Raw genomic sequence first — 19,022 nt, 5'->3', positions numbered from 1 at the left:
CGTGAGCGGCGCGGACATCCTGGTGATCGGCGCCGGTCTGGGCGGTCTGGCTGCCGCGCGTGACCTGAGTGCAGCCGGGCAGACCGTCACCCTGCTGGACAAGGCTAGGGGGGTTTCCGGCCGGGCGGCGACGCGCCGCGTGACCCTCTCCGACGGCCGCGAGGCCCGGCTGGATCACGGCGCGCGCTACTTCACCGCCCGGCACGGGCGCACGCACACGCTGGCCGAAGGAGGGGTCCGGGACGGCTGGAACGCCGTGTGGACGCGCGGCGTCCCCCACTGGCACGCAGGCACCGTGAGCGGGGCAGCGGACGGCCATCCACGCTACGCCCCCCCGCAGGGCATGAGCGCCCTGGGCCGCACCCTGGCACGCGGCCTGAACCTCGAGACGGGCGTGACGGTCACCAGCCTGGAGCGGCGCGCAGGCCTGTGGCGCGTGCATACGCGTGAAGGACTGGCCGCAGAGGCCTCCCGGCTTGTGCTGAACCTGCCCGCCCCTCAGCTTGTCACGGTGCTGGAAGGCGTGGACCTGCGTGGCAGCGGGTCCGAGGGCCCGGCCCTGGAGGCCGCCCGGGTGGAGTACGCGCCATGCTGGGTGGCCGGCGCTGTGCTCCAGACCGACATTCCCGGCACCTGGCCGGCGCTGCGGGCCGATCACCCGGTGCTGGAATGGCTGGCGCGCGAGCTGACCAAACGCCCACCCGGTCACCCGCCGGCGCTGATGCTGCACGCCACACCCGCATGGAGCGCCGCGAATCTGGAACGCTCCCCAGAGGACGTCCTCCCTGAGCTGCTGACCGCCGCCTCACAGATCGCCGGGCCTCTGCCGGAGGTGGAGGCCGCGTTCGCGCACCGCTGGCGGTACGCGATTCCCACGCGCCGCGCCCCCGGCGCATGCCACTGGGACGCGGCGCTGGGCCTGGGCTGGTGCGGCGACTGGTTCACGCCCGACGATCACGGTCCCCGCGTGGAAGCCGCCCTGCTCAGCGGCTGGTCGCTGGCCCGGCGGGTCCTGCACCCCCAGGCCGAGTAGCCCCAGGGCCGGCCAGCGCCCCTGAGCCCGCCTCAGTCGGCGCTCAGCAGTTCGCGTTCCGGCTGTTCGGCCGGTGTATCCAGGCCCAGCATGGCGTGCACGCTGGCACTCCAGCCGTCGTCATCCAGGGTGCGCCAGTGATGGGCCCACTGCCAGCGGCGGTAGGCGTCCGCTGCTGCCTCCAGGCCGGGGTCCGCCGTTCCGAGCAGCGGATTGGGGGGCGGGGCACTGAGGTGATGCCGGGTCAGGCTGCCTTCCAGCTCTGCAAGCGTTTTCGGTCCAAACGCGAACGCCACCCGGCCCGCCTGGACCCACCGGCACAGGTCCGCCTCGGCGGGCAGGGCGTACAGGATAAGTTCCCCACCCGGGTGCATGTCACCGGCCTGCACCAGCGTCAGACCCGGCACGTTGTCCCGCAGGTAAGCCGCGACCGTTCCCTCGGCGTAGGCGCTCGCGCCGGCACGCAGATGCTCCATGGCAGCTTTCGGATTCAACCGGGGCGTGGCGTGCGCGGGCACAGGCGCGTCCAGGCCGACCGGCGCCGGAAAACGCAGCGCCTGACCGTGAAACTCCAGGCGGGTCTGGCCGCGCCACTCGCTGCTGACCAGCTGCGCGGCCAGGTCCCGCTCGCCGCCGGCCGCGTCAGGCTCGTCGAACTTCACGCCGCGCACGCCCGCAACCTTGAATTGAAGCGTGGTGCCCTTCTTGCCCACCAGACGCGTTTCACCCAGGGTGTCCCGCAGGTGCCAGACCGGCAGGGCGTGACCCTCACCAAACGGTTCAAACGCGGCCGTTTCATGCAGCAGATCCAGGCTGGCCCCCAGGGCAGGCAGGGGCGCGTCCAGACGAACCTGCGGCACCGGCACCGGAAACTGACGGACGTACGCGTGAATGCGGTCCCGGAACGCACCGAACCGCGTGGGCTCAATGGCGAATCCAGCCGCGCCCGGGTGTCCCCCGTAGCGCTTGAGGAGGTCATGACTGAACCGCAGCCCTTCCACGGCGCTGATGCCCGGCATGGACCTCACCGACCCCTTGCCCTGCGCAACGATGAACACCGGGCGGTGGTACGTCTCAACGAGTTTGCTCGCCACGATCCCCATGACGCCCGCATGCCAGTCCGGGTGTGTCACCACCAGCGCCGGATCACGTGGATCGGCCAGGGTCAGCGCATGCTGAAACATGTCATCCTGCAGTTTGCGCCGCTCCTGGTTGCGGATCTCCAGGTACTCCGCGAGGCGACTGGCCTCATGCGCGCTACTGGTTGTCAGCAGCTCCAGAGCTACGTCCGCCTCCCCGAGACGCCCCGCCGCATTGATGCGGGGCGCCAGGATAAACGCCACGTCGCGCGCCGTGGGCCGCCGGACGCGTCCGGCATCCAGCAGCGCGCGCAGCCCCGGGAGGGTCGTCCGCTCCAGTTCCTGCAGCCCTGCCCGCACCAGGGCGCGGTTCTCTCCAATCAGAGGCGCGACGTCGGCCACCGTCCCCAGGGTCGCCAGGGCCGTGTAGGCGCGCGGCTCCGGCAAGCCCAACTCCTCATGAACCGCCCAGAGCAGGTGGTAGGCGACGCCCGCGCCGGTCAGGTTGTGCAGGTCGTGACTGAACGCGTCGGTCAGGTGGGGGTGAACCACCAGTGCTGACGGGAAATCCGCGCCCGGCGCATGGTGATCCGTAACGATCACCTCCACGCCTCGCCTGATCAGGTCCGCGATCTCCTGCAGGTTCGTCACCCCGCAGTCCACCGTGACGAGCAGTTCACAGGCGCCGGCGTGCTCCTCCACCTTGTCGGGGTGCAGGCCGTAGCCCTCGTTCAGGCGGTGCGGAATGAAGCCGTGCACCTCGGCCCCCACACCGCGCAGGCCAAGAACGAGGACCGCGGTCGCACTCACGCCGTCAGCGTCGTAATCGCCATGGATCCGGATGCGCTTTCCGGCACGCACCGCCTGCACGATCCGCCGGGCCGCTTCCCGTAGCGCCGGATTGGGCGTGAGGACCAGCGCGGGATTCAATAGCGCCGGGGTCAGATGCCGGCCGCTGAGCACCTGCGCGAGCGGCGGAGAAACCCGCCACTCCTGCATGGTGCGCAGGAGCGCCTCACGACTGGCCGGGCGCGCCAGCAGCCAGCGGGGTTGCCCGGGCACGCTCACGCGCCGGACCTGTCGGACTCGGTGGGGGTCATGGCACCCAACCGGGCCTGCAACGTGGCCGCCAGGCGCTCCTCCGCAGCGCGGCGCAGCCGCGCCTCCCGCACTCGCCGCATGCGGGCCTGCCACAGACCCGGCAGCAGCAGCAGCCCCGTGAACAGTGCCCCCAGCAGCAGGAACACGGTCACGCCCAGACCCACGGGCACGCTGAGTTCCCCGCTCCCCAGCGGCAGAGGCAGCCGCACCAGGCCCGGGTTCTCCAGGGTGACCAGGGCAAGGTAGGCCGCGATACCCAGCAACAGGAGCACCTGAACGAACGAAACGAGCCGCATTTCCCCAGTGTAACCTCTGGCGGCTGGCCTGACCTTGCCGCGCGTCACGCAGCCCAAGGCAAGAAAAAGGACCTCCTGCGGGAGGCCCTGAGTGGAAGGTCGTGATTTAGAAGTAGAACTTGACGCCGACTTTCACGCCACCGTTGAACCCGCCCTGATCGGCAGCGCTATCTGCCAGGCCGGTGCCGTTCCCGTTGTTGCTCAGGTAGTAGCGGCCGTTGCCTTCAACGAAGGCGGAGATACTGTCGGTCAGTCGGTAGTCGAGGCCGACGATGCCGTTAACGTAGATGTCAGAGGCGTTCTGGTTGACGTTGGCGCGACTCTGGCTGCTGGTCAGGCCCAGACCGGCGCCCACGTAAGGGGTCAGGCGGCTGCCGGTGTTCAGGTTGTAGGTTGCGTTGGCGTCCACGCTTACGCCGTTGTAGCCGGGCTGGTACTCAGCGGCCACACGCGCACCAACCGGACCGATCAGGTTGTTGGTTCCCACCATGACACTGCCGGTGTAGCAGTAGTTCACTGCCGGTTTGTTCTGGTCGAAGGTGTTCAGGCACTCGGCGCCGGCACCGGCGGATTTCACACCGACGCCCACGCCAGCGTAGAGGTTGCGCGCGGGAGCCACGTCGACAGGGGTGGTGTCACCGATCACGACGGTGGTGCTGGCCGTGGGGGTGGTGACCGGGGTGGTCACGGTGGCGCTGGCGCTCGTGCCAGCCGGGCCGGCGGGACCGGCAGGGCCCTGAGGACCGGCGGGGCCAGCGGGACCGGCAGGGCCCTGGGGACCGGCGGGAATGTTACGGATCGCTGCTTCAAGGGCATCGATGCGGGCGGTCAGTGCAGCGGTGTCCGCTGTGGCGGCGCCGGTGCTCATGCTGCTGATACGGGCTTCGAGGGCGTCAATGCGGGCCTGCTGCTCGGCGGAGAGTTTCTCCAGGTCGGTCACGCGGGTGGCGATGGCGGCCAGCTCGGTGCTGACTTCCTGCATGCCGTTGGCGACGACCGTCATGTCCTGCTGGCTGAGCCCGCAGTTGCTGAGGGCGCCGGTCTGAAGGGCACGGAAGAAGATCAGTGCCGCCTGGTAACGGGTAAGGTTCTCGTTGCCGCGGAAGGTCCCGTCGGGAAAGCCCTGGATCAGACCGCACTGAACGATGCGGTCAACGGCGTCCTTGGCCCAGTGACCGGCCGGCACGTCGCTCAGCGCAACCTGGGCGGGGGCGGGGGTGGTGGTCGCAGGGGTGGTCTGGGCGCTGGCAGCGCCGAGGCTGAGGGCCAGGGTGGACGCGATGATCAGTGATTTGTGCATGGGGTGCTCCTTCGGTTCTATCGGAAACAGCAGCACAATGTGACCTGCTTCCTCTGTGTTCACCGTAGGCACGCGCAGTGAGCCTTCTGTGAATCTTTGTGTGGACGCAGGCGGAAATCACCGGTATTTGTGAGGAGGATCTGATGCTCAGCTTGATTCTGAGCGGGGCATGATATTCAGTGACGTGAAGGTGAGCTGTGATTTTGTTGTTGTTGTCACGCATCTTTCCCCTCAGGTGAGGAAAGTGACGAAAGCATCACTCTTCCGGCTCATGAGCCCTGGCTCATAGGTTCAGGCGGCGGCAGAGGCCGGAAGGGCCAGACACCTGTGCCTATACTCCCGGAATGAGTCAGATTCATGTCCGCGCTCAGCCGGGGGATGTGGCCCCTTACGTTCTCCTGCCCGGCGACCCCAACCGTGCCCGGCACATCGCGGCGACCTACCTGGACGGAGCGCAGGAGTACACCAGTCACCGGCAGCTGCTGGGCTTCACTGGAACCTACAAGGGCGTACCGGTCAGTGTGCAGACGACCGGCATGGGCTGCCCCAGCGCCGCGATCGTGGCGGAGGAGCTGGCGCGGCTGGGCGCGCGGACCCTGATCCGGGTGGGCACGCTGGGCGGCGCGACACCCCGGGTCGCGCCGGGGGATCTGGTGATCGCCACGGCCGCCGTGCCGAACGACGGCACAACCCGGCAGATGCTGGCGGGGGCGCCGTACGCACCCGCAGCGAACTTCGACGTGGTCGAGGCCAGTGTGCACGCGGCGCGTGCACAGCGGGCGCCCCACCACGTGGGTCTCGTGATGACCGAGGACGCCTTCTATGCCAGCACTCCGGAGCACGCGCGCCTGTGGGCGGCGCGGGGCGTGCTGGGGTTTGAGATGGAAGCCAGCGCGATCTTCCTGGTGGCGGCGCAGCGCGGTCTCCGTGCCGGTTGCCTGACGGCCTGCAGCAACGATATTGGTGACCCGCAGCTCGTCCCGGATGACGTGCTGGCGGCCGGGGTGGACCGCATGGTGCGGGTGGCGCTGGAGGCCATTGCCACCCTGGCGGCAAGGGACGGACAGCCAGCGTGACCCGGCAGGGCTCAGGCGCACAGGGCTGAGAAGTTCCAGGGGTGCTCCTCCAGGTCTGCGGCCGGGTCAGCGGGCGCTGTGCTGAACGGGCGCCTGGTTCGCCTGTCACAGGGTGGGCTGTGGCAGGATGAACGCATGACGCAACTGGACGAGTTCGAGTTCAACAACGTGCAGATTGATCAGCATGGCCCGATCGCCATTCTGAGCATCAACCGGCCGCGCGCGCTGAATGCCCTGAGTGCCGACACGCTCTCTGAAATCGCGCAGGCGGTGAACCTGATTGTGGAGGACGCCGAGGTGGGGGCCCTGATCATCACGGGCGCCGGTGACCGCGCGTTCGTGGCGGGTGCGGACATCAGCGAGTTTCAGGATCTGGAGGGCGTGTACGACGGCCGTGAGCTGTCCCTGGCGGGGCAGGACGTGATGCATCAGATCGCGTCGCTGCCCATTCCGGTGATTGCGGCGGTGAACGGGTTCGCGCTGGGCGGCGGCCTGGAACTGGCGCTCGCGTGTGACGTGCGCGTGGCGGCGACCACCGCCAGACTGGGCCTGCCGGAAGTGACGCTGGGCCTGATTCCAGGCTTTGGGGGGACGCAGCGCCTGGCCCGCCTGATCGGCGTGGGGCGCGCCCTGGACCTGATGCTCACGGCGCGGCAGGTGAAGGCGGACGAGGCGCTGGCGATGGGCCTCGTGAACTACGTCGCGGATGACGCGCTCACCAAGGCGCGGGAGGTGGCCGAGCAGATGCTGAAGAACGCGCCGATTGCCATGTCCCTCGTGAAGGAGGCGGTGAGGCGTGGCCTGGACACCACTCTGGAAGGCGGGTTGGAGATTGAGGCGGACCTGTTCGGCATGACGGTGGCCACGAAGGATTTCCGTGAGGGGGTGCACGCCTTCCTGAACAAGCGCAACGCGGAGTTCCAGGGTGAATGAGGACGGCATGGGCGCCGGCGGGGATCAGAAGTTCCGCCTGAGCGTGGAGGGCGGGAAGGTCAGTGACGTGGCCGGCAGTGACACGGCGGCGCAGGCGCCGGCCCCAGCCGGGAAGACGCGGGTTGTGGAGTTCACCACGCCTCGCGCGAAACTGATCGAGGAGGCGAATCAGGCGATTCGCGCGGACCTGCGTGAGTTTCCGCGGGCGCTCGCGGCGTACGAGGCGTTGCGGGGCGACCCGGAAGCTCTGGCGCACTGGGACATGGCGAATTACATCACCATGCGCAAACTCGGGTACAACGATCACGGGCGCGTGCACGCGTTCATTACGGGCGCGGCGGGGCTGGCGATCACGGAGCTGCTGCTTGAGGGCGGCGTCAGGCCCGACATCATGGAGAGCGGCATCGGGGAGGCGGACGACGTCTTCCTCACGGTGATTCTGGGCACCATGCTGCATGACATCGGCAACCAGATTCACCGGGTGGGACACGAGGCGCATGGTGTGGCGCTGGCCCTGCCGATTCTGGACCGGATCATGACGCCACTGTACCCGGATCCGTTCAAGCGCATGAAGGTGCGCTCGTTCATTCTGGGTGCCATCAACTGCCACGACCTGAGCCCCGCGCCGCTGACCATGGAGGGCGGGATCGTCGCGGTCGCGGACGGCACGGACATCACGAAGGGCCGGGGCCGCAAGGCGTTCAGCATGGGCAGCGTGGACATTCATTCCATCAGTGCGCTGGCAGTGGATCAGGTGGTCATTGAGCGTGGCCGGGACAAGCCGGTGCTGATCAGTGTCACCATGAACAACTCGGGCGGGATCTTCCAGGTGGAGGAAATCCTGGCTCCGAAAGTGATCCGTACGCCCATGCGGCGTTTTGTGGAACTGCGCGCCACCACCCGCCCGGAGGGGGACGAGCAGATCCTGTCGCGCGTCCGGCTGGAGGGCGATCACTTCGTGATGGACCTGGAGGGCGGGGGGCAGGTGGCGGTGGAAGTCATGGATTCTCAAAAGCAGGTGCAGCAGGCGGTCACTGACACCCTGGGGCTTGGCACGGACAGCCGCTGAAGGTCAGGCCACGCCGGGGCGCGGCTATCCGGGCGTCTGGACCGGTCCAGGGGGCGCGCGCCGCCGAACACCGTCTGGGGACTGCCTCGCTCGTGTGCCGGCAGCGGCTGGGGTGCCCGGCACGTTGCGCTGCGGAGGTTGCCGAAAGCGCCTATACTTGACTGTCTATGACGAAAGATCGCATCACCATGACCCAGCGTGGGTATGACAAACTGCTCGAGACCCTGCATTTCCTGAAAACCACGAAGCGTGAGGAGATCTCCGAGAACATGGGCCGCGCCATCGAAGACGGCGACCTGCGTGAAAGTGCGGCGTACGACGAGGCGCGCATGCAGCAGAGCGAGAATGAGGCGCGTATCTCCGAGCTGGAGCGTCAGCTGGAACGCGCCATGATCATTGAGGAAGACGCCACGGGCGGCGCCGGCCTGGGGGCCAGGGTGCGCGTGCGGGACACCAAGGGCAAGGAGCATCAGTTTGAACTGGTGGGCACCTACGAGGTGGATGTCCTGAAAGGCAAGGTCAGCGACGCCAGCCCCATCGGGAAGGCCCTGAGCGGGAAGCGGGCCGGAGAGAAGGTGACGGTGCAGTTGCCGAAAGGCAACGCCGAGTTCGAGATCCTCAGCGTCGACTACGCCTGACTCCTGCCTGGGACCGGTCAGGGCCTCCGGTTCAGACGTGCGCCCGGACTGAGTCAGTCCGGGCGCACTCGGCGTCAGGTCAGGACCGGGGTTTCAGGGCGGGAATGCGCAGGCCGCCGCGGCCGTCCCAGCCTTTGAAGGCGTAGAAACGCCCCGGTTCACCGGTCTTCAGGTAATCGCTGAGCGGCTCCCGCATGGGGGGCGCTTCGATTTTTTCCAGGGCTTCCTCCGGGGTGCAGAAGCGGGCCTCGACGATGAAGCCGTCCGGGTCGGCGGGATTGAGCAGGCCGTCCCAGGTGGCCTCGAACGCCACGGCGATGGCCCGCTCGCCGCGGCGTTCGTCCTCGATATGCACGGTGTACGCCATGTGCTTGATGCCCGTGAGTTTCAGTCCGGTCTCCTCGTAGATCTCACGGTACAGCGCCTCGGGGAGGGTCTCGCCGGGTTCGACGACGCCGCCGGGCAGCGTGTGGCGCACGCGGCCGTGCCCCTGCCAGTCGTTGCCGACGAGCAGGACCCGGCCGAAACGGTCGCGCAGGATGCCGGCGGCCACCAGCAGGTCACGCCGCGCCATTTCGGGGCTCCTCGGGGCCGGTGTCCATGTGCAGCAGCTGCTGCTCACGCTGCGCGCGTGCCAGGGCGGCCACGATGGGCGCGAGGGCACCGGCCATCACGCTGTCGAGGGGGTGATTCTTGTCGTCCCCTTCGAGGCGGTGATCGGTAACGCGGTTCTGCGGATAGTTGTAAGTGCGGATCTTCTCGCTGCGGTCGCCGGTGCCGACCTGCGCGGCGCGTTCGTTGCGTTCGCGGGCCTCCCGGGCAATGCGTTCGCGTTCAGCGAGGCGGGCGGCGAGAACCTGCAGGGCCTTCTCGCGGTTCTTGATCTGCGAGCGTCCATCCTGGCACACGACCACGATCTCGTCGGGGGTGCCCGCGCGGTATACGGCGCGCACGGCGGAGTCGGTGGTGTTCACGCCCTGCCCGCCGGCCCCCTGCGAGCGGAACACGTCGATGCGGACTTCGGCCAGATCAAGCTGCACCTCACCCTGCTCCGCTTCGGGCAGAACGGCGACGGTGACGGTACTGGTGTGAATGCGGCCCTGGCTTTCGGTGGCGGGAACGCGCTGCACGCGGTGAACGCCTCGTTCCCATCTGAAGGCGCGGAAGGCGCCTTCGCCGGTGATCTCGGCAACGACCTTGCTGGCGCCGCCCAGGTCACTTTCGTTGGCGTCCAGGACGGTTACACGCAGGCCGGCCTGTTCGGCGTAGCGGGTGTAGAGGCGCAGCAGGTCCGTGACGAACAGGCCGGCCTCGGCGCCGCCCGCCCCGGCGCGCAGTTCGAGAATCACGTCCTTGGCGTCATCCGGGTCGGTGGGCAGCAGCAGCACAACCAGTTCCGCCTCGATGGTTTTCAGGCGCGCTTCGAGGCTCTGCACTTCCCCGGCGGCCAGTTCGCGCATGTCCGGGTCGGTGAGCAGGTCGCGGGCGCCGCGCAGGTCGTGCTCCAGCGTGTCACGTTCGCGCAGCAGGGTCACGAGAGGCAGCAGTTCGCGGTGCCGGCGGGTCAGGCGGGCGTACTCGCGCGGGTCGGCCAGGGCGGCCGGGTCGCCCAGGGCGCGCTCGACCATGCCGAATTCCGAGGCGAGTTCGTTCAGGCGGGTCACGTTCTCACGGGGCGCCCGCACGCGTGGCACGGCGGACGGCTGGCGGCAGACAGGGCGGACACGGGAATCATGAGTGCAGTCTAGCGCCCGCCCTGCTGGCCCGGCAGAAACGTTCCCCTGACCCGGCGCTCACGGGGCTGCCTGGGCCGGCCCGGTGGCGCCGGGGCGCAGCAGCGTGCGCGGTCTGTGGCCGGGTGCGGGCCGCGATGCGTCTAAGCGTGGTGCCGGTTGCCGGGAGGGCCGGGCGCTACAGTCGGGCGCATGAGAACCGTGACCGTGGGCGTGCTGGGGTGTGGCACCGTGGGGCAGGACGTCCTGAATCTGATTCGGAAGCGGGAGGCGATCTTTGCGGATCTGGGGGTGCGGGTGCAGGTGGCCGGCGTCCTGGTGCGCGACGTCAGCCGTCCGCGCAACTGCCCGCCCGGCACGCCCCTGACGACCGACCCGGCTTTCCTGCAGGAATGCGGGGTGGTGATCGAGGCGATGGGCGGTGTGGAGCAGCCCATGGATCTGCTCCGGCCCTACCTGAAGTCCGGGCGGCCGGTGATCACGGCGAACAAGGCCCTGCTGGCCGAGCGGTGGAATGAACTGCGTGACTACGCCCTGGACGGCAAGCTGTACTACGAGGCGTCCGTGATGGCGGGCACACCTGTGATCGGGCCGATGAGCACGGTCCTGCGGGCCAGCACCTTCACGCGTCTGCAGGCGGTCCTGAACGGCACGTGCCTGTACATCATCACGCAGATGGAGGAGGGTAAGGAGTACGCCCAGGCGCTTGCCGAGGCGCAGGCGCTCGGGTACGCCGAGGACCCTCCCACACTGGACGTGGGGGGCTTCGACACGGCGCACAAGCTGACGGTCCTGGCCCGCTTCTGCGCGGACCCGAACTTCCCGTACGAGCGCGTGCAGGTGCAGGGCATCGAGGCCCTGACCCTGGATGAGGTGCAGTCGGCCAGGGCGCGTGGGGAGCGCATCAAACTGGTGGCGGAACTGGAACGCGTGAACGGCGAGTGGGTGGCGCGCGTGTCCCCGCAGTCGCTGCCTGAGGATCACCCGCTGTGCACTGCGGGCGCCAGCCGGAACGCAATGGTGTACGAAGGCGAGGAGTGCGGCACGCTGATCTTCGCGGGTGGCGGGGCGGGCGGCATGGTGACGGCCAGCGCCATGGTCGGCGACCTGCTGGACTGGGTGATCGGCTTTCCCGGGCACGTCCCGCTGCACTGAGGGGGGACGGAGCGGGGCCCGCCGGGCGGCCGCTGCGTTTACTCGTCGTTGGGGTCTTCGTCCTCGTCGAGGTCCAGGTCGCCGACGTCCTGATCATCGGCCCAGTCCTTGACGACGTTCGTGCGGCGCAGGTCGTCGCGCGGCCCGGCCAGCCGGGCCTGCTCGCGGTCCTCGCCGCCCATGACGCCCTGCGCGCGCGCCAGTACCGGCACGTCGGCCGGCTCCTTGCCGTAGCGTTCCGCAAGGTACGCCGCCACCCACGCGCCGAAGTACCACAGGGCCAGCTGCGCGGGGTAGCCCTGCGCGCCGTCCGGGTAGGGCACGTGAATGATCTCGTCAATGCGGGACTCCAGCACCTCGCGCGCCAGCAGCAGCGTATCGTCGGCGTCGCCGAGAATCAGGGCGACTTTCGCGTCCCCCTTCTCATGCTGCGCTTCGAAGGCCCCGGTCACCAGGGGCAGTGGGTCACCGAGCAGGGGCACGCTGAGGGTCTTGCCTGTGCGGGCCAGCAGCTGCTGCCATGCGTGCGGCAGGGCGTCGGCGTCAGCGGCGGACAGCAGGAGCGGCAGGCGGCCCCACAGGCTCCAGGCGAGGTCCCGGGCCGGGTTGTTCTCGGTCACGTGCGGCGCGCAGCGCCCGGCGAGGTCGGCGAGCAGGGTGTCGGCCGCCTGGGCGTCGGCGCTGTGGCCGGTGGCGTGCGCCACGAACTGCGCGAAATGGTACGTGGCGAGGGGCCCGCCGGGTACGAGCGTGTCGATCTCCTCGGGCGTGCCGCCGGTGGCGACGCGGCGCACCTGCGCGCCGGCCACTGTGGCGAAGTCGGCGTAGTCGGTGGCCAGCACGCTGGCGTCGGGGCTGCTGAGCACGAACTGCGTGCCGCTGCGCGTGAGGCTGCTGGCCACCAGGGTCTGCGCCAGGTGCGCGGCCAGGGTGCCCTCGCCCGCCCCGACCAGGCCGTAGGGGCCGTCTTCGGGACGGGTGGGGCCGGCGTAGCTGCCGGGCAGCGTTTCAAGCAGGGTCAGGAGGTGCGCGGTGCTCATGAGGCACAGCGTACAGGCTGCCGGGCCGGGCGGGCGGCCACAGCGCCCCGCTGGGGCGAGAAAACGTCGTTCAGCACGGCCTTTCTTCCTTCACGCTCACTTAATCTCGCGTGCTAGAATCCGGCGCGTGCGCCTCCGGACTGCCCCGACTGGGGCCGATACCACCCAACAGAACACCGCCCTGCCGGTGTTCTGGCAGGGCGGGTGTTGTGGTGCGCTCGACTGGACTCGAACCAGTGACCTTTGGCTCCGGAGGCCAACGCTCTATCCACCTGAGCTACGAGCGCAAAGCTCCGGTAACCTAGCATTTCGAATGAAGGAGATCAAGTGAACAAGAAGAAACTCGTGAACGTCCTTATGGGCGTTCTGGCCCTGCTGCTGGTGGTGGGCATGGCCTACCAGTTCACGCCCTCGCTGGGCTCGCTGTTTAACAAAGAGAAAGGCACCCCCGCCCTGACTGTCAACGGCACCGCTGTCACCGTCGAGCAGCTTGAGGCCGCGCGGCGCAGCAACCCCGTACTGAGCAGCACCGACACCGGCGTGCTGGGCGACGATTTCAAAACCTTCGTGGTCGCCCAGCAGATTGATCAGACGCTCGTGTCGAACGCCGTGAAGGACATCCGCGTCAGCCGCAAAGACGTGAACGCCAAAGTCACGGAAGTCCGCGAAGCGAACGACCTGACCGACAACAAGAAATGGACGGACGCCCTGCAGGGTGTGGGCCTGACCGACAGTGAGTACCGCCAGCAGGTCCGCCAGAGCCTCGCCATCGAGCGCAAGGTCGAGGAACTGAAAAAGGCCGTGCCGGCCGCCACGGACGCCGAACTCCAGGCGTACTATGACCTGAACAGCGACAAGTTCCAGACCGACCCGCGCATCCAGGGACGCCAGATCGTCGTGGCCGATAAGGCCAAGGCGCAGGCCCTGCTGACCCAGCTGAAGGGCGGCGCGGATTTCGCCGGGCTCGCCAGCGCCAACAGCACCGAATTCAAGGACCGTGGCGGCGCGCTGGGACCCATCGAGAACGGCGCTCCCCGGCCCGTGGCGCAGGTCGCGCTGCCCAGCGAGGTGGGCACGGCCGCCTTCGCCCTGAAAGACGGCGGCCTGACTGACGTGGTGGAAAGCGGCGGGAAGTTCTACATCGTGAAAGTCGAGAAGTACCTGCCCCCGACCAGGAAGCCCTTCGCCGAAGCGAAGAGTGACGTGAGCACCACCGTCAACGAGCAGAAGAAGAATGCCGCTGTGGAAGCCTGGGTCGAAGGCCTGCGCAAGGACGCCAAGGTGGAGTTCAAGGACCTGAACTGGAAGGTGGAGAATCCCACGGTCGCCACGGTCGGCGGGCAGAGCATTCCCTACTCGCAGGTTATCGAGCAGGTCGTGAACAACCAGCAGTTCGCGGGCCTGCTGCAGCAGGTGCCGGCCGACCAGGCCGCCCAGCTTGTCAACGGCATCCTGAAGCCCCAGGTGGTGCAGCAGCTGATTCAGGGGTACGCTGCGTCCGCGCTGGTCGAGCGCCTCAAGCTGAACCTGGTGGGCACCCGTCAGGAACTGGCAGCCGGAATTGCCGCGTACGGCGCGCGGAACGTCAAGGTCAGTGACGCCGACGTGCAGGCGTTCTACACCCAGAACAAAGCGCAGTTCGAATCCCCCGCCAGCGCCACCGTGACCGAAGCGAGCTTCAAGGACCAGGCGAAGGCCGTGGCGTTCCGTAACGGCTTCAGCAGCGGCGACTTCGCGCAGGCGGCCGGGAAGGCCGGTGGGACTGTCAGCGAGCGCGGCAGTGTGACCGGCGGTGACGGCAAACTCAGCGAGGCGCTGAACGCCGCGGTGTTCAGCGCCAAGAGTCTGCGCGACGCGGGCGAAGGCAGCCTGAGCGACGTCGTGAAGGTCGGCGACCGCTACTCCGTGCTGTACATCACGGACCTCCAGCGGGCCGCCACGCAGCCCCTGAGTGCGGTGCGCGGCCAGATCGAGACGCAGGTGCTCGCGCAGAAGAAGAGTGAGGAGGGCCAGAAGTTCCTTCAGGCTCAGGTGGCCACGCTGAAGCCCAGCGACAAGCTCAAGGAGATTCTCGCGGCGCAGGAGAAGCGCGTGGCGGCCGCGGCGCCCAAGACCACCCCCGCCCAGGGCGCCGCCGGCAAAGACGGCACCAAAGGCAGTGCGGACGCCGCTGGAAGCGGCAGTGGCGCCGGCGCAACCAAAGCCCCGCCCGCCGACAAGTAACCTCCCCTATCATCCCGAACCCCGCCCCGCTTCGATAAGCGGGGCGGACTGTTTGAGGGAAGAGGTGGGTGGCCAGCGTACCGGGCGTCCTCCAGCCCCTGATGGAGCGGAGACGCGCTCCTACATGCGGGCGCGCAGGCCCAGCAACAGGCCCGCCGTGAACGCCCCCGCGAACGGCAGGTTCGCGGTGAGAACCCGGCTGAGCCAGGCGCCGCCCGCCTCACTGCCCTGCCGGAGCCACGGCTCGGTGAGTGCCTGCACGCGCAGCCAGTTCACGCTGATCAGATCAAAGTAGGCCAGCAGCTGCAACGTGATGAACAGCACGCCCAGCAGAATGAGAGCGATCCGGCCGATGTGCCTCAGGGCCACGCCCGCCGCGAACCCCAGCAGGGCGCCCACACTCAGGTCGGGCAGCAGGTCGCGCAGGGCGTCCATGAGGCCCGGGGCCGGGCCGGCAGTCTGGGTCGTCAGAAGGTGGGAGGCGCGGGTGAAGCTCAAGGTGCGCGCATGCTACCGCACGCCTCCGCCGCAAAGCGGACGGCGCGGCGCGCAGCGGCGCGCTATGGTGTAGGCACTGTGGACCTCCCTGCGTCTTCCCCCGCCGACGTGATCTCGCCTGAGCTGTACGCGCGGCTGTGCGACGGTGACGAGGCCGCGTGGTTTGAATTCGTGCAGGAACACGAGGGCCGCATGTACGGGTACCTGTACCGCCTCGAGGGCAACAGTGAGGACGCCCTGGACCTCACGCAGGAGGTGTTCTACCGGGCCTGGCGGTCCATTCGCACGTTCCGCCCCGGTGAACGGGTGCTGCCCTGGCTGTACCAGGTGGCGCGCAACACGCAGATCGAGTCCCACCGCCGCAAGCAGTTGCAGCGGTTCTCGCTGGAACAGGCGCGGGAGGACGTGGGGTTCGAGGTGACCAGCGAGCGCCGGTCACCCGTACAGATGGCTGAGAGTGCCGACGCCCAGGACCGGGTCCAGCGCGCGCTGCTGCAGCTGCCCCCGGAGTACCGGGAAGCCGTGGTGCTGCGGTTCGTGGAGGACCTCAGTTACGACGAGATCGCGCAGATTCAGGGCGTGGCGGTCGGCACGGCCAAAAGCCGCGTGTTTCGCGCCAAGGAGCAGCTCGCCGACCTGCTCGCTGGTGTGGCCGACGTTCACTAGGTCACCCGCCCGGGGCTCAGGCCATTCAGTACGGCGGTACCCCCGCGGCCCCTTGCAACCTTCCGCACTTCAGCCGCTCGCGGTTCAGAACCTCCCTGACAGGGTGCGCCAGGCGCGCTGCCCTGTCGAGGAGGCCGGTGGGGAGGGCTCCGCCTCAGAGGCGGGCGAACACCTGGGTCCAGTAGCGGCTGTAGGTGGTGCCAGGGCGGTTCACGAACGACAGGCCGATCAGGGTGAAGTTCCCCATGATGTTCCGGCAGTGGCCGGGGCTGCGCAGCCAGCCGTCCACGACTTCCTGCGGGCTCTGCTGTCCGGCGGCGATGTTCTCCGCCACCGAGGTGGGGTGCAGACCGGCCGCCTGCACGCGGCGCAGGGGTGTGCTGCCGTCGAAGGTGCTGGTGTGGTCGAAGTACCCGTACAGGGCCATTGCGGCCGACTGGGCCTGCGCGGCCACGTCGAGGGCGGCGTCTGCCTTGAGGGGGGGCAGCGGAGGACCGCCGGGGCGTTTGGTGTCGCAGTTCCAGCCCTGCGCGCGGGCCTGGTTGGTGAGGCGCAGCACTTCGGTGTCATAGCTGGCGCTGCTGGTGAAGGGAGCGACGTTCACGGTGAGGCGCCGCTCAATGGTGCGGCCGTCGCTGCTGGTGGCCTGCGCCACGGCGGTGTGCGTGCCGGGCGTTACAGGTTGCGCGCCGGGGCGGATCTCGCGGCCGTCGAGGAACAGGCGGATGGGGCTGGCGGCGTAGATGACGCTGCCCTCGCCGCTCAGGCGCAGCTGGCCGGGGGCATGCAGGATGGTCAGTTCGGCGCGTTCGGTGCCGGCGCTGCGGACTTCCACGGGAATTTCTGCTCGGCTGACGGTCCGGCCCTGGGCGTCGAGCAGCGTGGCGCTCAGGGTGTAGGTGCCGGGCCGATAGTACGTGTGCGTGACGTTCAGACCTCTGTCTGCGGCGCCGTCGCCGTACGTCCACTGGATCTCGTAGCCGGCGGGAGCGGTGGCCTGGAGGGTTATGTTCAGGGGGGCCCGGTGGTCGGCGCTGACGCTGTAGCCGACGCGGAACATCCCGCTGGCCTGCGCCAGCCCAGGGGAGGTCAGAGACGCAGCCAGGGAGGTGAGCAGGAGAAGGGCAGAGGCGCGGCGTACAGGAAGCACGTCTTCAGGTTAAGGCACCATGAAGGTTGCGTGCTGTGAAGAGCTCGTGAAGATCAGGTGGGCGTCAGGTCGCCCCTGTGGCGCCAGATGGCGCCGTGATCTGTTCCTGCGCTTCCCCAAAGGTGACCGTCACGACCAGGCCGCCGCCGGACGCCGGAGCGATGCAGACGTCCCCACCGTGCGCGCGGGCATACCGCCGCACCAGCGGCAGACCCAGCCCGGAGCCGGCCACCAGACTCTGCGGACCACGCTCAAACGGCAGGAAGACCCGCCCGCGCAGGTCGTCACTCATGCCCGGCCCGAAGTCACGGACCCGGAGGCGCGGCGCTCCGTTCGGCGCGTCCAGCGTGACCTCCACCACACCGTCGGTGTACTTCACGGCATTCTCGATCAGGTTCTCCAGGATCTGCCGCGCCCGGTCGGCGTCCACAGGCCAGATCACAGGGCTGCCCGGCGTGACGACATGCACCCGCGCCGACGCGAACCGCCGGACCAGGGGGACCAGATCGATGCGGCGCACCCGCAGGGTCACGTCCAGGTACAGGGCGTTCAGCCGGGTGAGGTCCGCGCGGCTGGCGAGCTGCGCGGCGCTGTCCTCAATCATGGTCAGCAGATGCTGCCGCTGGCCTTCCGTGGCCGCCTGCCGCAGCAGATCGCTGGCCAGCAGCAGGCTCTGCAGCGGGCGGCGCATCTCGTGACTGGCGAGACTGAGCGCCTCCTGCTGCCGGGCCTCCCGCTGCTCGGCCCTGACCCGGTCGGCGCGCCACATCAGCAGGGCTCTGAGGGTCAGGAGCAGTCCCAGTATGCCGGCCACGACGGCGCTGCCCAGCAGAGCGTTACGCATACCTTCCAGGGCATCCTTGTACTGATCACGCATCTGCTGGCTGTACTCGAGGGCCTCGCTGTTCAGGGCCAGCGCCTGCTGAACGGCCTCCCGGAGGGACTCATCGGTGTTCTGCATCAGGGCCCGCTCGATGGCAGCAAGACTGCCCTCTCCGTGCGCTTCCACGGCCGAGAGATCACTGAACTGCGCGCGGCTGCGCACACTGGAGAGTGCCTGATCCCGGACGACCAGACGCTGCTGCCGGGTCAATGTCGGGTCCAGGCGCGCCACCTGATAACGCAGCACGTCCTGTGACAGGCCCTGGTAGGCGTAAGGGGTCCAGCCGTCCTGCGGACGGTTGATCAAGGCCTGGTTGTTGGGCGCCAAAGCCACGCCAAGCAGCAGAACCGTGATGGCGAGGGGCAGCATGGCAAGCAGCAGTTCACGCAGCAGGATCCTGGAGCGCAGGGCGGTGAAGTGCCGGGCGGCCATCATTTCAGAGGAGCAATCCGCTCCACGAACCACACCCAGGCCGATGAGTACTCCGGCCCCTGCAGGCGCGCCGGGCCCTTGGGAAGAACCACGGTCAGCGGACCTTTCTGCAGCACTGGGATGGCCGCGCCGTCGGCCTTGTAGGCCAGCATGATGGGCAGAGTCATGTAATCGCTGGCTTTGATGGTGGTGAAAAAGCCGTTGGATGCGTAGACGCGCAGGTCCTTGCCGGCGAATCCACCGCGGGCGGCGAGGTCACGCAGGGGCACACCTTCGTAGGTGTAGGTCTTTTTGAGCTGTCTGTGTTCCGTCATGTAGCGAACGGCCGGCATGGCCTGTAGCTGCGACAGCGTGAGCCGCAGGGGGCCACCGGTGGCGTCGATGGTCAGTGCCGGGCGTTCGCCTGGCCTGGCTTTTGGCGTGAGCTGGGCAGCGCGCACATAGGAAAACGCGGGCCAGGTGGCGGGGTTGCTGGCGGCCGCTGGAGCGGTCAGGCCCAGCAGTCCGGAACTCAGCGCCAGCCGCTGGAGCAGAACACATGACTTGCGCGGGAACACGGCCTGATTCTAGGGGAGCTGCCACCAAGTCTCAAGGTCAGCTCAAGAGAAACCTCTTGCTAAAAGGAAAACAGCTGGCTTCATGAAGAATGAGACGTCTATAAAGGAAGCATAACTGGACGTCGGCCGTGTGGTCAGGCTGGGGTCACGTAGCGGGTGG

General features: G+C 68.4%; 18 protein-coding genes and 1 tRNA gene. 8 read left to right on the top strand and 11 right to left on the bottom strand.

From position 1 onward, the window contains the following. Window position 1: 1 nt before the first annotated feature. Window positions 2-1,033, top strand: a complete 1,032-nt coding sequence (locus LAJ19_RS03420) for an NAD(P)/FAD-dependent oxidoreductase (RefSeq protein WP_225476910.1) — start codon at window positions 2-4, stop codon at window positions 1,031-1,033. A 32-nt stretch (window positions 1,034-1,065) separates the two neighbouring features. Here the strand turns inward: LAJ19_RS03420 and LAJ19_RS03415 are convergent, their stop codons facing one another. The 3 genes from LAJ19_RS03415 to LAJ19_RS03405 form a co-directional block, all read right to left on the bottom strand. After that, window positions 1,066-3,111 (bottom strand): single-stranded-DNA-specific exonuclease RecJ, encoded by a 2,046-nt coding sequence (locus LAJ19_RS03415; RefSeq protein WP_225477949.1) that lies wholly within the window; start codon window positions 3,109-3,111, stop codon window positions 1,066-1,068. A gap of 65 nt (window positions 3,112-3,176) precedes the next feature. Continuing rightward, window positions 3,177-3,509 carry a hypothetical protein gene (locus LAJ19_RS03410; protein ID WP_225476909.1) on the bottom strand — a complete coding sequence of 111 codons (333 nt, stop codon included), beginning with the start codon at window positions 3,507-3,509 and terminating at the stop codon, window positions 3,177-3,179. 106 nt (window positions 3,510-3,615) lie between these two features. Beyond that, complete coding sequence (locus LAJ19_RS03405; protein WP_225476908.1) at window positions 3,616-4,809, bottom strand: outer membrane protein; 1,194 nt, start codon at window positions 4,807-4,809, stop codon at window positions 3,616-3,618. A gap of 344 nt (window positions 4,810-5,153) precedes the next feature. Between LAJ19_RS03405 and LAJ19_RS03400 the strand changes: the two genes are divergently transcribed. From LAJ19_RS03400 to greA, 4 genes are all read left to right on the top strand, one after another. After that, window positions 5,154-5,885, top strand: coding sequence for a phosphorylase family protein (locus LAJ19_RS03400; RefSeq protein WP_225476907.1), 732 nt, complete (start codon window positions 5,154-5,156; stop codon window positions 5,883-5,885). Window positions 5,886-6,020: 135 nt separating this feature from the next. Next, on the top strand, window positions 6,021-6,818 hold the full coding sequence (locus LAJ19_RS03395) for an enoyl-CoA hydratase/isomerase family protein (RefSeq protein ID WP_225476906.1): 798 nt from the start codon (window positions 6,021-6,023) through the stop codon (window positions 6,816-6,818). A 7-nt stretch (window positions 6,819-6,825) separates the two neighbouring features. Then, window positions 6,826-7,887 (top strand): phosphohydrolase, encoded by a 1,062-nt coding sequence (locus LAJ19_RS03390; protein ID WP_225477947.1) that lies wholly within the window; start codon window positions 6,826-6,828, stop codon window positions 7,885-7,887. A 167-nt stretch (window positions 7,888-8,054) separates the two neighbouring features. Next, a complete protein-coding gene (gene greA / locus LAJ19_RS03385) occupies window positions 8,055-8,525 on the top strand; it encodes a transcription elongation factor GreA (RefSeq protein ID WP_225476905.1) in 471 nt (156 codons plus the stop codon). Between the two features lie 79 nt (window positions 8,526-8,604). On the opposite strand, the gene LAJ19_RS03380 is transcribed toward greA, so the two are convergent. Together LAJ19_RS03380 and prfA are read right to left on the bottom strand one after the other, a co-directional pair. After that, window positions 8,605-9,099: an NUDIX hydrolase gene (locus LAJ19_RS03380; RefSeq protein WP_225476904.1), complete on the bottom strand. Its 495-nt coding sequence runs from the start codon at window positions 9,097-9,099 to the stop codon at window positions 8,605-8,607. Further along, entirely contained in the window at window positions 9,086-10,189 is a 1,104-nt protein-coding gene (gene prfA / locus LAJ19_RS03375) for a peptide chain release factor 1 (RefSeq protein ID WP_225476903.1), read from the bottom strand. Before prfA ends, LAJ19_RS03380 begins: the two co-directional genes overlap by 14 nt. A gap of 261 nt (window positions 10,190-10,450) precedes the next feature. On the opposite strand from prfA, the gene LAJ19_RS03370 reads away from it, so the two are divergent. After that, entirely contained in the window at window positions 10,451-11,413 is a 963-nt protein-coding gene (locus LAJ19_RS03370) for a homoserine dehydrogenase (protein ID WP_225476902.1), read from the top strand. Window positions 11,414-11,451: 38 nt separating this feature from the next. Here the strand turns inward: LAJ19_RS03370 and LAJ19_RS03365 are convergent, their stop codons facing one another. Further along, window positions 11,452-12,453, bottom strand: a complete 1,002-nt coding sequence (locus LAJ19_RS03365; protein WP_225476901.1) for an SIS domain-containing protein — start codon at window positions 12,451-12,453, stop codon at window positions 11,452-11,454. Between the two features lie 210 nt (window positions 12,454-12,663). Next, window positions 12,664-12,740: transfer RNA gene (locus LAJ19_RS03360), tRNA-Arg, on the bottom strand. A gap of 40 nt (window positions 12,741-12,780) precedes the next feature. Here LAJ19_RS03360 and LAJ19_RS03355 point away from each other — a divergent pair. Then, the gene (locus LAJ19_RS03355) at window positions 12,781-14,676 is read left to right on the top strand and encodes a peptidyl-prolyl cis-trans isomerase (protein WP_225476900.1); all 1,896 of its coding nucleotides are present in this window, start codon (window positions 12,781-12,783) and stop codon (window positions 14,674-14,676) included. Window positions 14,677-14,796: 120 nt separating this feature from the next. On the opposite strand, the gene LAJ19_RS03350 is transcribed toward LAJ19_RS03355, so the two are convergent. After that, on the bottom strand, window positions 14,797-15,111 hold the full coding sequence (locus LAJ19_RS03350) for an FUN14 domain-containing protein (RefSeq protein ID WP_225477945.1): 315 nt from the start codon (window positions 15,109-15,111) through the stop codon (window positions 14,797-14,799). A 141-nt stretch (window positions 15,112-15,252) separates the two neighbouring features. On the opposite strand from LAJ19_RS03350, the gene LAJ19_RS03345 reads away from it, so the two are divergent. Further along, on the top strand, window positions 15,253-15,840 hold the full coding sequence (locus tag LAJ19_RS03345) for an RNA polymerase sigma factor (protein ID WP_225476899.1): 588 nt from the start codon (window positions 15,253-15,255) through the stop codon (window positions 15,838-15,840). A 154-nt stretch (window positions 15,841-15,994) separates the two neighbouring features. On the opposite strand, the gene LAJ19_RS03340 is transcribed toward LAJ19_RS03345, so the two are convergent. The 3 genes from LAJ19_RS03340 to LAJ19_RS03330 all read right to left on the bottom strand — a co-directional run bounded on the left by LAJ19_RS03340 (window position 15,995) and on the right by LAJ19_RS03330 (window position 18,862). Then, window positions 15,995-16,990, bottom strand: coding sequence for a CAP domain-containing protein (locus LAJ19_RS03340; RefSeq protein WP_225476898.1), 996 nt, complete (start codon window positions 16,988-16,990; stop codon window positions 15,995-15,997). A gap of 64 nt (window positions 16,991-17,054) precedes the next feature. Beyond that, window positions 17,055-18,308 (bottom strand): sensor histidine kinase, encoded by a 1,254-nt coding sequence (locus LAJ19_RS03335; RefSeq protein WP_225476897.1) that lies wholly within the window; start codon window positions 18,306-18,308, stop codon window positions 17,055-17,057. Next, complete coding sequence (locus LAJ19_RS03330) at window positions 18,305-18,862, bottom strand: molybdopterin-dependent oxidoreductase (protein ID WP_225476896.1); 558 nt, start codon at window positions 18,860-18,862, stop codon at window positions 18,305-18,307. Before LAJ19_RS03330 ends, LAJ19_RS03335 begins: the two co-directional genes overlap by 4 nt. Window positions 18,863-19,022: the final 160 nt, after the last annotated feature.

This window comes from Deinococcus taeanensis, assembly GCF_020229735.1.
In the GTDB taxonomy this organism is placed as follows: domain Bacteria; phylum Deinococcota; class Deinococci; order Deinococcales; family Deinococcaceae; genus Deinococcus; species Deinococcus taeanensis.
Note: the sequence above shows the minus strand (reverse complement) of the source record. Positions and strands in the feature narration are given on the sequence as shown.

Excerpts from the sequence above, each read along its gene's own strand:
- LAJ19_RS03370 (WP_225476902.1), top strand. The coding sequence starts at position 10,451 with ATGAGAACCGTGACCGTGGGCGTGCTGGGGTGTGGCACCGTGGGGCAG.
- LAJ19_RS03410 (WP_225476909.1), bottom strand. The coding sequence starts at position 3,509 with ATGCGGCTCGTTTCGTTCGTTCAGGTGCTCCTGTTGCTGGGTATCGCG.
- LAJ19_RS03365 (WP_225476901.1), bottom strand. The coding sequence starts at position 12,453 with ATGAGCACCGCGCACCTCCTGACCCTGCTTGAAACGCTGCCCGGCAGC.
- LAJ19_RS03350 (WP_225477945.1), bottom strand. The coding sequence starts at position 15,111 with ATGGACGCCCTGCGCGACCTGCTGCCCGACCTGAGTGTGGGCGCCCTG.
- LAJ19_RS03400 (WP_225476907.1), top strand. The coding sequence starts at position 5,154 with ATGAGTCAGATTCATGTCCGCGCTCAGCCGGGGGATGTGGCCCCTTAC.
- LAJ19_RS03405 (WP_225476908.1), bottom strand. The coding sequence starts at position 4,809 with ATGCACAAATCACTGATCATCGCGTCCACCCTGGCCCTCAGCCTCGGC.
- greA (WP_225476905.1), top strand. The coding sequence starts at position 8,055 with ATGACGAAAGATCGCATCACCATGACCCAGCGTGGGTATGACAAACTG.
- LAJ19_RS03380 (WP_225476904.1), bottom strand. The coding sequence starts at position 9,099 with ATGGCGCGGCGTGACCTGCTGGTGGCCGCCGGCATCCTGCGCGACCGT.
- LAJ19_RS03395 (WP_225476906.1), top strand. The coding sequence starts at position 6,021 with ATGACGCAACTGGACGAGTTCGAGTTCAACAACGTGCAGATTGATCAG.
- LAJ19_RS03335 (WP_225476897.1), bottom strand. The coding sequence starts at position 18,308 with ATGATGGCCGCCCGGCACTTCACCGCCCTGCGCTCCAGGATCCTGCTG.
- LAJ19_RS03390 (WP_225477947.1), top strand. The coding sequence starts at position 6,826 with ATGGGCGCCGGCGGGGATCAGAAGTTCCGCCTGAGCGTGGAGGGCGGG.
- LAJ19_RS03415 (WP_225477949.1), bottom strand. The coding sequence starts at position 3,111 with ATGCAGGAGTGGCGGGTTTCTCCGCCGCTCGCGCAGGTGCTCAGCGGC.